General features: G+C 36.2%; 14 protein-coding genes and 4 tRNA genes. 1 reads left to right on the top strand and 17 read right to left on the bottom strand.

All coding sequences use genetic code 11. The features are described from left to right. From ftsH to LS65_RS01370, 12 genes are all read right to left on the bottom strand, one after another. On the bottom strand, window positions 1-1,902 hold the full coding sequence (gene ftsH, locus LS65_RS01315) for an ATP-dependent zinc metalloprotease FtsH (RefSeq protein ID WP_138129733.1): 1,902 nt from the start codon (window positions 1,900-1,902) through the stop codon (window positions 1-3). Window positions 1,903-1,921: 19 nt separating this feature from the next. Further along, on the bottom strand, window positions 1,922-2,899 hold the full coding sequence (locus tag LS65_RS01320) for a 50S ribosomal protein L11 methyltransferase (protein ID WP_034361305.1): 978 nt from the start codon (window positions 2,897-2,899) through the stop codon (window positions 1,922-1,924). A gap of 13 nt (window positions 2,900-2,912) precedes the next feature. Next, window positions 2,913-3,287, bottom strand: a complete 375-nt coding sequence (locus LS65_RS01325; protein WP_034361306.1) for a chemotaxis response regulator CheY — start codon at window positions 3,285-3,287, stop codon at window positions 2,913-2,915. Window positions 3,288-3,393: 106 nt separating this feature from the next. Continuing rightward, on the bottom strand, window positions 3,394-4,110 hold the full coding sequence (gene hisA, locus LS65_RS01330; RefSeq protein ID WP_034361308.1) for a 1-(5-phosphoribosyl)-5-[(5-phosphoribosylamino)methylideneamino]imidazole-4-carboxamide isomerase: 717 nt from the start codon (window positions 4,108-4,110) through the stop codon (window positions 3,394-3,396). After that, the gene (locus tag LS65_RS01335; RefSeq protein ID WP_034361310.1) at window positions 4,110-4,967 is read right to left on the bottom strand and encodes a hypothetical protein; all 858 of its coding nucleotides are present in this window, start codon (window positions 4,965-4,967) and stop codon (window positions 4,110-4,112) included. The genes hisA and LS65_RS01335 overlap by 1 nt, the downstream gene beginning before the upstream one ends. Before the next feature lie 16 nt (window positions 4,968-4,983). Beyond that, window positions 4,984-6,138 carry an N-acetylmuramoyl-L-alanine amidase family protein gene (locus LS65_RS01340; RefSeq protein ID WP_201274296.1) on the bottom strand — a complete coding sequence of 385 codons (1,155 nt, stop codon included), beginning with the start codon at window positions 6,136-6,138 and terminating at the stop codon, window positions 4,984-4,986. An 8-nt stretch (window positions 6,139-6,146) separates the two neighbouring features. Further along, window positions 6,147-7,232, bottom strand: a complete 1,086-nt coding sequence (locus LS65_RS01345) for a nitronate monooxygenase (RefSeq protein ID WP_034361311.1) — start codon at window positions 7,230-7,232, stop codon at window positions 6,147-6,149. A 12-nt stretch (window positions 7,233-7,244) separates the two neighbouring features. Next, window positions 7,245-8,453: a tyrosine--tRNA ligase gene (tyrS, locus tag LS65_RS01350; protein WP_034361313.1), complete on the bottom strand. Its 1,209-nt coding sequence runs from the start codon at window positions 8,451-8,453 to the stop codon at window positions 7,245-7,247. Between the two features lie 13 nt (window positions 8,454-8,466). Then, window positions 8,467-10,617: a RelA/SpoT family protein gene (locus tag LS65_RS01355; protein ID WP_034361314.1), complete on the bottom strand. Its 2,151-nt coding sequence runs from the start codon at window positions 10,615-10,617 to the stop codon at window positions 8,467-8,469. Window positions 10,618-10,626: 9 nt separating this feature from the next. Then, window positions 10,627-10,860, bottom strand: coding sequence for a DNA-directed RNA polymerase subunit omega (locus LS65_RS01360; protein WP_034361316.1), 234 nt, complete (start codon window positions 10,858-10,860; stop codon window positions 10,627-10,629). Between the two features lie 63 nt (window positions 10,861-10,923). Further along, entirely contained in the window at window positions 10,924-11,634 is a 711-nt protein-coding gene (pyrH, locus tag LS65_RS01365; protein ID WP_034361317.1) for a UMP kinase, read from the bottom strand. Window positions 11,635-11,824: 190 nt separating this feature from the next. Beyond that, the gene (locus tag LS65_RS01370; protein WP_034361319.1) at window positions 11,825-12,616 is read right to left on the bottom strand and encodes a hypothetical protein; all 792 of its coding nucleotides are present in this window, start codon (window positions 12,614-12,616) and stop codon (window positions 11,825-11,827) included. A gap of 184 nt (window positions 12,617-12,800) precedes the next feature. On the opposite strand from LS65_RS01370, the gene LS65_RS01375 reads away from it, so the two are divergent. Beyond that, a complete protein-coding gene (locus LS65_RS01375) occupies window positions 12,801-13,208 on the top strand; it encodes a helix-turn-helix domain-containing protein (RefSeq protein WP_034361320.1) in 408 nt (135 codons plus the stop codon). A gap of 141 nt (window positions 13,209-13,349) precedes the next feature. Here the strand turns inward: LS65_RS01375 and LS65_RS01380 are convergent. The 5 genes from LS65_RS01380 to LS65_RS01400 all read right to left on the bottom strand — a co-directional run bounded on the left by LS65_RS01380 (window position 13,350) and on the right by LS65_RS01400 (window position 14,347). Continuing rightward, a tRNA-Asp gene (locus LS65_RS01380) sits at window positions 13,350-13,426 on the bottom strand. Window positions 13,427-13,482: 56 nt separating this feature from the next. Then, window positions 13,483-13,558, bottom strand: a tRNA-Val gene (locus tag LS65_RS01385). Between the two features lie 35 nt (window positions 13,559-13,593). Continuing rightward, a tRNA-Glu gene (locus LS65_RS01390) sits at window positions 13,594-13,668 on the bottom strand. A 14-nt stretch (window positions 13,669-13,682) separates the two neighbouring features. After that, window positions 13,683-13,758: transfer RNA gene (locus LS65_RS01395), tRNA-Lys, on the bottom strand. 64 nt (window positions 13,759-13,822) lie between these two features. Continuing rightward, complete coding sequence (locus LS65_RS01400) at window positions 13,823-14,347, bottom strand: CinA family protein (protein WP_034361322.1); 525 nt, start codon at window positions 14,345-14,347, stop codon at window positions 13,823-13,825. Window positions 14,348-14,400 lie beyond the last annotated feature (53 nt).

Raw genomic sequence — 14,400 nt, forward strand, 5'->3', positions numbered from 1 at the left:
CTATGCTTCTTCTTCAAGCGGAATAAGTCGTGTTTGTAAGTTATGCTCTGCCTCATATTCTTCAATAATCTCTCGCACACGCGCACCATCAATTACTTCTTTGTCAAAAAGTTCTTTTACCATATTTTCAATTGCTTCTCTATAATCCCTTAAAAGATTCTTAACATAAGTATAACGCTCATCAAGCGTATTTTTAATGTGCGTATCTATCTCTTGGGCAAGCTGTTCACTAAATTCTCTCTGTGCGCCACCACCACCAAGGAAAGTATTACGTTGTTTTTCAAGCACCATAAGTCCGCTCACATCTGTCATACCATAATAGCTGATCATAGATTTAAGAATCCCCGTAGCACGTTCTAAGTCATTGCTTGCACCCGTGGAAATCTCTCCCAAAAACACTTCTTCAGCTGCACGTCCGCCCAAAAGCACATCAACTTCTGCCATAAGTTCGTGTTTTTGCATAAGATAGCGATTTTCCTCAGGCGTATGGAGTGTATAGCCAAGTGCTGCCATACCGCGAGGAATAATAGAAACTTTATTTACCCTATCAGCACCCTTAGTCATTTCAGATACTACTGCGTGCCCACTTTCGTGATATGCAACAATTTTCTTTTCTTTAGGAGAAATACGGCGCGATTTTTTCTCTAATCCTGCAATACCCCTTTCTACTGCTTCTTTAAGATGTTTTTGACTAACCTCTTTTTGATTTTCACGCCCTGCAAGAAGTGCTGCTTCATTAATAATATTTGCTAAATCTGCTCCAGCAAGTCCAGCGGTAAATTTAGCAATTTCGTGCAAATCCACATCACGTGCTAAAGAAACATTCTTAATATGCACTTTTAGAATTTCAAGTCGTCCTTCAAAATCCGGTTTATCCACAAGCACTTGCCTATCGAATCGTCCAGGACGCAATAATGCTGGGTCTAGAATCTCCGGACGATTTGTCGCTGCAAGCACAATAACAGGTGCAGATTCCGAACCAAAGCCGTCCATTTCTGCAAGCAATTGGTTGAGTGTTTGTTCGCGTTCATCATTGCCACCCACCATACTTCCAGCGGCACGACTTTTTCCAATAGCATCAATTTCATCAATAAAAATAATGCTTGGTGCATCTTTTTTTGCCATTTCAAATAAATCTCTCACGCGACTAGCCCCTAAACCCACAAACATTTCAATAAAACTACTTCCACTCATTGAGAAAAATGGCACATTCGCCTCTCCTGCCACAGCTTTTGCAAGAAGTGTTTTACCTGTGCCCGGAGGTCCAACTAATAACACACCTCGTGGAATCTTCGCGCCCACAGCAGCATAACGTTCAGGATATTTAAGAAAATCTACAATTTCTACAACTTCTTCCTTTGCTTCTGCATTTCCAGCCATATCATCAAATCGCACATTTGGCTTTTCTGCATTTACCAACTTTTTGGCATTTCCCATACCAAAAATACCTCCTCCCATACTCTTTTGCATACGAGCAGTAAGGAACATCCATAAAGCAATAATGATAAATATGGGAAGAAGCATATTCACTAAATCTCCTAAAAAGCTGCCCTCACTAAAGCCGCTATATTCAATTTTTTTCTCATCAAGTAAAGGCACAAGCCCCAAATCAGCAACTTTTTTAGTCGTATAGAGGATTCTTGGTGAAGTTTGGAGAGAGTAGGCTTTAATATAAGTTTGTCCTATGCTCACTGAAGCAATTTCACCCTTTGAAATAAGCTCTTTTAACTCATTGTAGGTAATCTCTTTGGTGATGCTTCCTCCCAAAATTTTATCAGTCAAAGAATCTCCTCCATTAGGCGAAAACATCTTAAACAAAAGCAAAGCAAGAATCACAAAAACAGCAAAAACAAGAAAAGGATTCTGCTTGAAAGGTGGTTTTTTATCATTTTGGTTTTCCATAAATTGTCCTTTTATTACATTACAAAGTTAATTTCAAGGCGACCCATCCGTCTTTAGAACGAGTCTCCAATACATTAAAATCATCAAATGCCTTTATTATATCAAATTTATACTCATCTAGTATCCCTGAGAGTATCAAAAGCCCATTTTTTGCACATTTTGTCTTAAAATCATTGTGTAAAAGCTTCACAACAAAGGCTATAATATTTGCCACAATCACATCATAGTGCTTAGGTGTATCAGATGGGGATTGTGCGATACTCCCCTGCCATACATTCTTAAAACGCACATTGTTTAATATGGCATTTTTTTGACACTCGTGCGCAGCAGTCTCATCGGTATCACAAGCATACACCTCTGCGCCAACCTTACACGCTGCAATACCTAAAATACCGCTCCCACAACCTACATCAAGCAATGTCTTACCTCTTAAATCCATTTGGCTTAAGAAATCTAAACACATCGAAGTACTCGCGTGATGTCCCGAGCCAAAGGCAAGGGCAGGATTGATAATAATCTCTTTATAATCATTTGTTTGATTATTATCTTTTAAAGCAGATTCTTTCCATAATGGACGTATATAGAATCTCCCACATAGCACAGGCTCTATCGAATCTTCATACGCCTTTATCCAATCACAATTTGACTTTTCTTCAATGTGATAACAAAAACCAACTTTGTCCTGCATTGTTTGGCTAAGTATTGAAGCAAACTCACGTAAAGAATGCAAAAAAGCTTGTATATCGATTATATTTGAATCTATACGACTAATAATCTGAGTAGTTTGTGTAGATTGCTTAGCTTGCCATATATCAAATCCCACACTCTGCCATAAATGGTCTTCATACATAATGGCGAAAGGATTTGATTCTATTGAGATGTCAAGATATTCAATAGCACTAGAAGTTTTTTCAGTAATAAAATCAGCAAATAATTCTAAAAAATTGCTTGGATGGATAATAATTTCCCAATATGTTTGCTTATCCAACACATTCATAAAGCTCTAAGCCTTATTCATTCACACCTAAAACAACTTCGAGTTTTTCTTTAAGCACTTGAGGAGTAAAAGGTTTTACAATATAATTATTCACCCCAGCTTTAAGCGCAGTAATTACCTCTGCTTTACCGCCTTCAGTAGTAACCATAATAATAGGAATAGATGTATATCGCTCATCAGCGCGCACTTTTTTGACTAAGTCTAAACCATTCATTTCAGGCATATTCCAGTCGGTAATAAGTATCTGTATTCCCTCTGTGGTATCCATAATTTGCCACGCTTCTACGCCATGTTCAGCCTCTAGAATATCTTCATACCCCAAACGTTGAAGGGTATTTTTTATAATTCTTCTCATTGTGGAGCTATCATCAACAACTAATAGTTTCAAGTTATCTCCTTAATTTAAATACAACTACAAGCAAAAATGGCATTCTAGCATATTTTTGTTATAAGTTATAGACTAATTCTTACATTTTTTGATTTTTTTGTATTTCTCATCTTCTGTAAAGCTCTAGAATCTCTTTAAGGTCTATTTTCCCCTCATAAAATGCTTTGCCTATAATAACACCACCGATATGAGGATTCTCACTTAAAACCTCTAGCTCATTTGAATGAGCAAATCCACCACTTGCAATTGTGTAAATACCACTAGAAGCGGCAATATTTTGTGTAAAAGATACATTAATTCCACTTAATGCACCATCGCGGTTAATATCTGTGCAAATAATTGCCTTTACCGCACTTCCTACAAATTTTTGTGCTAATTCATTTGAATCCACATCACTTTCTTGAGCCCAACCTTGTGCAGCTACCTTACCATCGCGAGCATCAATACCAACAGCTATTGGATAAATTTGTGCCATTTCTTTGACAAATGTCCAATTTTTTATTGCTATCGAGCCAAGTATCACTCTTGATATACCCATTTGTGCATAAAGCTTAATAGTCTCTTCACTACGAATTCCGCCGCCAAGCTGCACTTTAAGCGATGTTGTTTGTAGAATCTGCTCGATTACATTTAGATTCTGAGGTTTGCCTGCAAAAGCTCCATCTAAATCCACAATATGTAAATATTTTGCACCCATATCTTCAAATTTTTTAGCAAAATCTATTGCCTCACCATACACAATAGCACTCTGCATCTCACCTTTAAAAAGTCGCACTGCCTTGCCTTCTTTTAAGTCAATCGCTGGATAAATATCAAGTGCCATTATTCTTCCTCAACAAGACCTAGATTCTCATACATCCATTCAACACACCAACCTATAAAACCAAGGACTAAAAATGCATAACGCGCATTGAAATAATTATCAGACACAGATAGCACAGAAGTGCAAACAAAACAAATAAGAATACCCAACATCAATAAAATACAATTTACATATTCATAAAAAGAAAAAAACTCCCTATGCTTTATTATTACCCATATGAGCAAGCCTACACCCACAAAAAGTGCAATAACATCAAAATAAGCATACAGATTATCACGATAATAATAAGGTTGCAAAGCAAGTCCAAAAAGCATAACGACAACGACATTTATTGATGGTCGCATATTATAGAGTGCTTTACCAAGCTGACTATTTTGATTTGGACGCAAGGAAAAAATCTCAAACAAAAGTGGTAGATATACAAAAAATATATACGTGCAAGAAAGAATTACAATGCGTGGTAAATAGTCTATGACAAGTTCAAAAAAATTGCGATGGTAAATGCTCCCCTCAATGGCAAACATATCCATAATATCCTCTGTTTCAGGTACATAAGTTATTTTTAAAATTACAATATAAATAAACACTACACCTAGTATCAGCACCATTATGCGTTGTAAAGCGTTACCTAACTGATACCAACTACTCAAAATGACAAATGCACTGCTTAAAATAAATCCACAAAAAAAGAAAAATGTGCTTAAATGGTCAAAAAGCTGATTTTCACGAATAAAAATCAAAAATAAATGTGAAAAAGAATGTGAGAATTGCGAAATAAAAAGTGTCAAATTAGTAAAAACAAAAAAAGAAAAAAATAAAAGAGAAAATGCTATGGTAATGCGGGTATGTTGCTTCATTCTTAAATCCTTAAAACTAATAGTTTCTCAAAAAATATCCGTCTATGCCATCAGCTATACCTTTAGCAAGAAGCTTTTGATATTCTTTTTTAGCAATGAGTTTGCCTTCATCTTTGTGTGAAGCATAGCCAATTTCAATTAATACAGAGGGCATAAGTGCCCCTGCCAAAACCCAAAAAGGACCTTCTCTCACTGCCCCATCGTGAGTATTGTAATGTGTCCGCACTTGATTGAGTATGCCTGATTGAATCTCAATAGCCAACTTGTGTGAAGCAACAAGATGAAAAGCACTGATAGTATTTAAAAAAGATTTTGTTGCAAAATGACTCATTGTTTCTATATCACCTTGATTTTCTGCTTTAGCTACTTGTTCAGCACGCTCACTTCTTGCAGGAGACAAAAAATAAGTCTCTACTCCATTAGCTGTTTTTGCAGAAGTTTTGGGGATAGAATTTGCATGCACAGAAACAAACAAATCTGCACTTTTGGTATTAGCAAACTCTGTGCGCTTACGCAAATCAATATATACATCACTATCACGTGTCATATAGACTGCATATCCACGACTTTTAAGCTCATCTCTTAGAATCTTCGCTACACTAAGCACAATCACTTTTTCACATATATTCTCAACACTCTTTGTGCCACAATCCTTACCCCCGTGTCCTGCATCAACAACTATTTTTTTTGATTTTTGCTCTACCTTTTGGGGTGGATTTTTTGCTATTTGCTCTTGTTTGTGTTGTGAGGTTTGTTTATCATCTATTTGTGATTTGGTTGAAAGATTCTCTTTTGGAGATTGTGCGACTTGTTTAGAATCTCCCTTTGGTTTTATAAAAATATAGAGATTCTCTTTTTCTTTGACAACCTCATAAGTTGATTTTGGATTTGTAGCAATAACTGCGCGAACAACTTGGGGTGTATTTTGCGCAATTTGCAATGTAGAATTATCTTTAAAAATAAAATTGCGACGGGGAATAGTAAGATTTGCTTCAAAATCTATAAAACTTTTGTTGCCCTGCAAATTTTTTATCTGCCAAGTAAGATCACTGATATCTTGAGCAAACACGATTTTTACATTTCCATCACCAAAAGGCACCATTCTAATGATGCGGTTCTCACCCCACAAACATAAAAACAAGAGGCACAAACTTGCCACAATCCGCAACATTTATGTCCTTATTCTTGAACTAATTCAGCAATAATTTCTCTAACAGGTTGAATTTTTTGGATTCTATATCCATTTGCACCTGTAAAATATAAGCCATATTCTCTATCACCCATATGAGCGCGTCCCAACGAATCAGCAATACAATATCCTACTTTTTTTGCTTCAACTCCTCTATGACAAGGCGAAACACAATTGCTAATACAGCGAATCTTTGGTGCATTACCTTTTGACATTGCTTCAAGCACACCTGTTTTTACTGCACGAGCAGGATAACCCACAGGAGATTTAACAAGCTCAATATCTTCTTTAGATACAGAAGGCATCAAATCACGATAAGCAATAGCATCACATTCCTGAGAACCAAGCCATCTTGTTCCCATTTGCACTCCACTTGCACCCAAAGCAAGCATTCTATCAATATCTTTTCTATCCCAAATCCCACCAGCAGCTATAACTGGGATATTTCCCCATTTTTTTGCCTCATCAACAACCTGTGGCAATACATTTTCAAGCTGATACTCTTCCTTAAAGCAATCCTCATAGCTAAAACCTTGATGTCCCCCGCTTAAAGGTCCTTCTACCACTACAGCATCTGGCATTCTTGCATATCTATCCACCCAACGTCTGCAAATAATCTTGAGTGCCTTAGCAGAAGATACAATAGGCACAAGTGCTACATCAGGGAAATTTTTAGTAAATTCAGGCATATTTGTAGGCAATCCAGCACCTGTTACAATAATATTTGCTCCTGCTTCACACGCATCACGCACCACACGCCCATATTCATTAATTGCATATAGAATATTTGCGCCTAATGGGTTATTACCACATATTTTGCGTGCATTTTTAAAAATCTCATTAAGTGCGTGTTTTGAATAAAAATTTATAGCCTCAAAAGGTTTAGAATTAGTAATTTTCTCAACAAACTGCATTTTTTGATAATACCCTGTGCCTACTGCGCTAATAATACCAAGCGCACCTTCTTTAGAAACATTACCAGCCAGTTTATCCCAACTGATGCCTACACCCATACCCCCTTGAAAAATTGGATATTTAATTGTATGTTTGCCTATTGTAAGCGGTTTCAATCCCATCTCTGTATCCCCCTATGATATAATCACTTTTGCAAAACGTCTTTTGCCAATCTGTATAATATATTCACCTACTGATAATTTTAAATCTTCATCTATCATCTTTTCCTTATTGATCTTTAATGCCCCTGCGCGAATATCCCTACGCGCCTGTGAAGTAGATTCACATAACTTTGCATTTACAAGCACTTTAGCTATCCACTCGCCATTATTGCAAGTAAATGTAGCTAAATCTGTAGGTATTTCATCTTTGCTAAACACATTATCGAATTCTATTTTAGCTTGTTTTGCTAAATCAGCGTTATGATAACGCGCAGTTATTTCTAAAGCAAGTTTTTCTTTGATTGCTTTAGGATGTGCTTTTCCTGTATCTACCTGCTCTTTCATATCCACAATCTCCCGTAAAGAAAGTGTAGAGAGCAACTCATAATATCGCCACATCATCTCATCACTAATACTTAGAATCTTAGCATACATCGTATTGGCGGATTCTGTAACGCCTATATAGTTATTGAGTGATTTACTCATTTTTTGCACTCCATCAAGACCTTCTAAAAGGGGCATTGTCATTACTGATTGCTCTTTATTGAGTCCATACGCTCTCTGTAAATGCCGCCCTACTAAAAGATTAAATTTTTGATCATTTCCCCCCAACTCAATATCACAATTTAAAGCAACAGAATCATAGCCTTGCAAAAGCGGATACATAAATTCCACCATAGAAATAGGCTGATTATTATTGTAACGCTTAGTAAAATCATCACGTTCAAGCATACGCGCAACAGAGAATTTTGAAGTGAGCATAATCATTCCTGCCGCTCCTAGCTCATTCAACCATTGAGAATTAAAACATACTTCTGTATATTGCGGGTTAAGCACTTTAAACACCTGCTCTTTATAAGTAATGGCATTAGATTCTACTTGTTCCCTGCTTAAAGGTTTCCGCGTCTCACTTTTTCCACTTGGGTCGCCAATAGTAGCAGTAAAATCACCGATGAGAAATTTTACATTGCCTCCATATTGCTGAAATGTAGCAAGTTTTTGCAAGAGCACGGTGTGCCCTAAATGCAAATCTGGTGCAGTAGGATCAAATCCTGCTTTTACACAGAATCTCTCTCCTGTGGTAAAAAATTTCTCTACCAAAGTAGTGATGTATTCTTCCCCGATAAATTCCACACAACCACGTGAAATCTCTTGTAAAGCCTCTTTGGTCTGTTCTCTCATTCCCTTATCCTTTCTATCCCGAATACACATCTTTAAGATTCTTAAATTCAATAATCTTATATTTTTTATAAAGTATATCTTTTAATGCCTTAATATCGTGCATTTTACTCTCAAAACATATTTCACAATATGTGGAAAACTGCCGATTAAGCACATCGTAATCTACACTTACAATATTACAATTATATTTTGCAAATATGCCACATAGTTGTGCCAAAGCACCTCTTTGATTCTCAATAGCAATAATTGCCTTATAAGTGCTTTTTTGCTCACTTGCCCATTGCACAAAAAGCATTTCACACCCCTGCTCTATTTCATCGAGTGCTCTCTCACACATTTTATGATGAATATATGCTTTTTGTGTGGTTTTGATAGCTAAAATATTATCACCATATTTAGGGTGGCAGCAGTAATCAAAAATCACTTCATTGATATTGCGATTAGTTTGTAAAATAATATTATCAAACACAAGAGGCTTAAGTTTTAACATATTAATTTTAATCTTACCTAAGAAATTTGCTTCACGTGCAAAGATTCCTTTAATATTGTTTTTTACCTCTTTTAAAAAGACTAAATCTGATGCTACTCTGTGAATATGTGTATCAAGCTTTTTCTCTTTGAGATAACTCATAATTGTATAAGCAGAGCTATCAAAGATTGTTTGCAAAATGCGCAATGCGATTTTTTTGTCAATCTCTTTTAACTTCGCCTGACATTGAATCCTAATATGATTCTTAGCCCTTGAAGTCTTAACTGCATCAATCCAAGTGCAACGTGGCGGAATCTTTTCACCATTTTGCGATACAACAATGCGCACAATATCGCTATTTTTAAGTGGTTGCAATAAAGAAGCTTTTTGATGGTTAATAAACACTTCTTTGGCATTATCACCTATATCACTATGCACAGCATAAGCAAAATCTAATGCTACTGCACCCACAGGGAGATTATAAATATCACCTGCCGGAGAAAAAACAACCATATCTTCTTTATACAAATCATTTTTTGCCAATTCATAGAATTCTTCAATCGTATCATTTTGATATTGCAAATTATTGAGCCATTCAAGATTTGGCTCTCTCCCACCACTTTTATATTTCCAATGCGCTGCTACGCCATATTGTGCGGATTTGTGCATATCAAAAGTGCGTATCTGCACTTCATAAATACTCGAGCCTTCAAAGATTGTTGTATGAATTGTTTGGTATCCATTTTCTTTGGGAATGGCAATATAGTCTTTAAAACGAGAAACAACTGGTGTGAGCTGTAAATGCAAAAGCCCAAGCACCTTATAACATTCAAGACTTGTTGGCACGATAATCCGCACTGCAAGCAAATCAAGTATCTCATCAATGCTCACGCCTTTGCGTTGCATTTTGAGAAAAATAGAATAATAACGTTTCACACGACTTTCAATAGCAAAATCTTTTTGTGTAAATCCATTTTGTAAAAGAATTGTTGTTATTTTTTGCGTAAATTCATTAAGCTTTAAAGTAATAGACTGATTATTTTCATTGATATAACAGAGAATCTTCTCATATTCTTGAGGAAAAATATAAAAAAAGCTTCTATCCTCTAACTCATTCTTAAGCGAAGAGATTCCTAATCTATGGGCAATTGGTGCATACACCATAAGTGTTTCTTCAGCAATACGTTTTTGCTTGTGGGGAGGAAGTGCATCAAGAGTAAGCATATTATGCATTCTATCGCTAATTTTAATCACAAGCGCACGAATATCTTTTATCGATGCAAGAAGCATTTTACGAAAGCTTAATGCGGAAGCAGTGAGTTTGCTATGAGAATTGCTGCTAAACTCCTCATTCCGAATCTCAACAATCTTTGTCAATGCATCGACCAAATGTCCCACATCCCAATCAAATTCTCTCTGCACATCTTCAAGCGAATAATAAGTATCCTCTACAACATCGTGCAAAAGTGCAGCACACAACATTGTCTCATCACCACCATAAAATGCCACTATACAGGCTACACAAAGTGGATGCACAACATAAGGAATCCCGCTTTTACGAAGTTGCCCCCTGTGGGCATTTATCGATACATCAATGGCTTTTTGCACATTTGGAGTAATTTCTGTAAGAGACTGAAGTTTAGCAACAGCAGACTCTATAGTATCAATTTCAGCAATTTGGGGAAAAAAATTCAAAATCTCTCCCTATTCCCTATCCTCAATTGATGAGAGTTCAATTTTTCCTTCAGCAATTTCTTGCATTGCAATATCTGGCAATTTATGTGTCTTAACATCCATATCTACAAGAGGTTTGGCTCCTTCTCCGAGTTCTTTAACGCGTTCAAAAACAAGGCTTGCAAGTATATATCTATCATCATTTACTCTTTTTAGTGCTCTTGCGGCAATTTCTTCTGTCCGTTCTGTGTGTAATGCATCCATAAACCATCCTTTTAGATTCTAAAATGTGAATTGTATCGTTTTTTTATTTGTTTTTGCTTTGATTTATTGAACAATGGAACAAACACCCTTGTTAAACTTTACCAAATCAAGCAAATTATCTTTTTTAAACATATTGCATACAAGAATGGGGAGTTTATTATCCTTTGCAAGAGCAATTGCAGTATCGTCCATTACCTTAATATGATCTCTTAGTGCCTCATCATAGCTAATACTCTCAAGCATTTTTGCATCGCTAAATTTATGTGGGTCTTTGTCATATATGCCATCAACTTTAGTTGCTTTGATAATCACATCTGCACCAATTTCTACTGCACGCAAAGTCGCTGCACTATCAGTTGTAAAGAAAGGATTCCCTGTCCCTGCTCCAAAAATAACCACTCGTCCTTTCTCCAAATGTCTAATAGCTCGGCGATAAATATAGCTTTCACATATTTCTTTAATTTCTAAAGCACTTTGCACCCGCACATCTACGCCTAAATATTCCAAAGCTTCTTGCATAGCGACTGCGTTAATAATTGTCGCAAGCATACCCATATAATCCCCACTTGTGCGGCGGATAATCCCACCTTGTGCGGCGGATACACCTCGTATGATATTGCCTCCACCGATAACGATACCCACTTCAATGCCATTATCAACAAGAGATTTAATTTCATTTGCAATATATTCTAGAATCTTGACATTAATTCCAAATCCACTATCTCCCGATAATGCTTCGCCTGAAAATTTCACTAGCACACGTTTATAGCCCATATCCTATCCTTTTGTTTGAAGTGTGCTATTTTAACGCAAAAGCTTAAATACATCTTATATACAAAGGAGAATCAAAGAAAACTAAGCTTTAAATAGAATCCACTCTATAATTATTGTTATACAATTTTAGATTCTAAAATATGTCAAATTCGTGTATAAAAAGATTTGAGGTTACATCTGCGCTATTATCTTACACCACTACTACACCACAGAGCAATATAAAAGGCATATATTCATCTTTGGTATAGATATGGTAGATATCCTCTTGATTTGTGCCAATGCTTGTACACAAATCAAGTACAGCGCAAAGCACCCCAAATTGCTTTTTGTCACCTAAAAATTCTGTAACTGTTTCTTTAAGTGAATCTAGCACATATTGAGGGGCATCTTTTAACTCTTCATCGCTAGGAAGCGAACTTTTTTTGCAATACACATTTACACTAAAAAGTGCAAGTTTAAAATCGTTCCACTCAGAAAGTCTTTTTTTCTTTTTTAGTTTCTCTATATCTTGAATCTGCCCTAATGCCTCTTTAATACGCTCTTTATTGCGAGCATTAAACTCTTTCCTTGCTCTTTTAGCTACATTAAAATATAAATGCTTAAACTCTATCCATATATCATATTTTTGATTTTTTTCAGAACACCAAAAGTCAATTCTTCGTCTGTTTTTTAGCCTCTCTCCCAAATCCACACCTCTACAATCAGCACCATACTCACTTATCACATAGGGTGTAAGACGAGATAGCGCAATAGCAATAGTAGCCTTATTACTTTCTTCATTATGCACAAGAGGAAAATGCTTAACATCATCTATATATGTAAGATTTATGTCAAAAACATATTGACAAAATTCATCATAAAATTTTTTCAAGCTCCTTCCACCTCCGCCACCTTTAGTAGATATGCTATCAGACTTATAATGCGTATCTATCAAGTAATATTTGTAAGGTGCCGCATCATTAAAGAGTTTATTCATCTCCATATTTTTTATCCTTTTAGGTTTTAGAACTTGCCTTTATTTCATTAATGCTATCCACGATAATGCCAATTATCATAAGCAATTAAAATTAAACTCAAATTTATAGCTTATCAATACGTAATATTATACTTCATCTATAAAATAAACGATTAAAATTATAAGTTACATATAAACCAAAGAGAAAATAATGAAAGTCGTAGAGAGAATCAACGAAATCTTAAAAGAAAAAAACCTAAGCAAAAAGGAAATTGCGAACCGTTTGATTGATTTGGGTTTGCGTGCAAGCAAAACAGGTGAAACACCCACTATTTCAAGCATTTATGCCTATCTCAATGGCAATATAGAATTAAAAGCCGATATGATACCTTTTATCGCTGAAGCATTAGGCATATCCGAGCAAGAGTTATTTAGTAGCACAGATTCTCATAGAATCTTACGCAAAATCTATGCACGCAATCCACTTTATAGTAAATATAATCATATTATAGAACTTCTTGAATATATCTCTCCAAAATCCCTTGAAACACTTGAAAAAACGCTTCTTAGCTATAAACAAAAGACGTTAGAACTCAATCATATTATTGAAAAAATATAAGTTGAATAATATTGAATAATAATAATTGACGAGATGTTATAATTTTTTACGAATCTTTTAATTTCATTAAGATTGTGAAGCAATATTGAGGTGTGATTACAGATTCTAAGATTTTATAATGAACCCAAATAAATTATCAGGTGGCGGAGCGGACGGGGCTCGAACCCGCGACCCCCTGCGTGACAGGCAGGTATTCTAACCAGCTGAACTACCGCTCCATAGTCTTTGTATAAGCAAATCCCCAAACCCACAAAAAGTAGATTCTAAACAAAAGTGGTGGTCGCTATAAGACTCGAACTTATGACATCCACCTTGTAAGGGTGGCGCTCTACCAACTGAGCTAAGCGACCGAAAATTTGAAGCAAAAGTAAAACAAAAATAAAAGTGGTGACCCCGAGGGGACTCGAACCCCTGTAGCCACCGTGAAAGGGTGGTATCCTAACCGCTAGATGACGGGGCCACTTTTATCTTTGATGGTGACCCGTGTTGGATTCGAACCAACGGCCCATTCCTTAAAAGGGAATTGCTCTACCAACTGAGCTAACGGGTCATCTTTAGCTAAATCTTGTGCCACAATTTTGACACAAAAGAGCGCAATTATAGTGAGTTTGCATTTATTTGTCAAGACTTAAAAGCATAAGTAACATTTGTAATGCCTTAGCACAACTTTGAGACTGCACAGCATATCTATCACCGCCAAACTGATAACGTTCCACTAATGCTTTTTGTCCTTTTATTTGTGCGCCTATATATACGCAACCCACAGGCTTTTGCACACTTCCTCCAGTGGGACCCGCTACTCCACTTGTAGCAAGAGCTACATCTGCGCCACTTTGCTTGAGAATCCCCTCACACATTCCTCTTACCACAGGTTCACTTACCGCGCCATAGGAATCTAAATCCAATTTATTTACACCAAGCCAAGAGTGTTTTATCTCGTTTGCGTAGCTTATCATTGCTCCATCAAGCACAGAAGAAGCACCACTAAGTGCAGTGAAGTGATAGCTTAAAAGTCCGCCGGTGCAGCTTTCTGCTATACCTATTTTGTATTTTTTCACGCATAAAAGATTCAGTAATTCCTCTGCTAGAGCCAAATTTAAACATATATTCACAGAATCTAAGGTATTTTCTTGCTTCATTTGGTAATCCTTTCAGGACAAAAAGTGCCTTTACCTTTATTTTTTGATAAAAA

Source organism: Helicobacter japonicus (assembly GCF_000762845.2).
Classification (GTDB): domain Bacteria; phylum Campylobacterota; class Campylobacteria; order Campylobacterales; family Helicobacteraceae; genus Helicobacter_C; species Helicobacter_C japonicus.

Bases quoted from the DNA above. Each gene is read 5' to 3' on its own strand.
- ftsH (WP_138129733.1), bottom strand. From the start codon at position 1,902: ATGGAAAACCAAAATGATAAAAAACCACCTTTCAAGCAGAATCCTTTT.
- LS65_RS01320 (WP_034361305.1), bottom strand. From the start codon at position 2,899: ATGAATGTGTTGGATAAGCAAACATATTGGGAAATTATTATCCATCCA.
- hisA (WP_034361308.1), bottom strand. From the start codon at position 4,110: ATGGCACTTGATATTTATCCAGCGATTGACTTAAAAGAAGGCAAGGCA.
- LS65_RS01335 (WP_034361310.1), bottom strand. From the start codon at position 4,967: ATGAAGCAACATACCCGCATTACCATAGCATTTTCTCTTTTATTTTTT.
- LS65_RS01340 (WP_201274296.1), bottom strand. From the start codon at position 6,138: ATGTTGCGGATTGTGGCAAGTTTGTGCCTCTTGTTTTTATGTTTGTGG.
- LS65_RS01345 (WP_034361311.1), bottom strand. From the start codon at position 7,232: ATGGGATTGAAACCGCTTACAATAGGCAAACATACAATTAAATATCCA.
- tyrS (WP_034361313.1), bottom strand. From the start codon at position 8,453: ATGAGAGAACAGACCAAAGAGGCTTTACAAGAGATTTCACGTGGTTGT.
- LS65_RS01360 (WP_034361316.1), bottom strand. From the start codon at position 10,860: ATGGATGCATTACACACAGAACGGACAGAAGAAATTGCCGCAAGAGCA.
- pyrH (WP_034361317.1), bottom strand. From the start codon at position 11,634: ATGGGCTATAAACGTGTGCTAGTGAAATTTTCAGGCGAAGCATTATCG.
- LS65_RS01370 (WP_034361319.1), bottom strand. From the start codon at position 12,616: ATGGAGATGAATAAACTCTTTAATGATGCGGCACCTTACAAATATTAC.
- LS65_RS01375 (WP_034361320.1), top strand. From the start codon at position 12,801: ATGAAAGTCGTAGAGAGAATCAACGAAATCTTAAAAGAAAAAAACCTA.
- LS65_RS01400 (WP_034361322.1), bottom strand. From the start codon at position 14,347: ATGAAGCAAGAAAATACCTTAGATTCTGTGAATATATGTTTAAATTTG.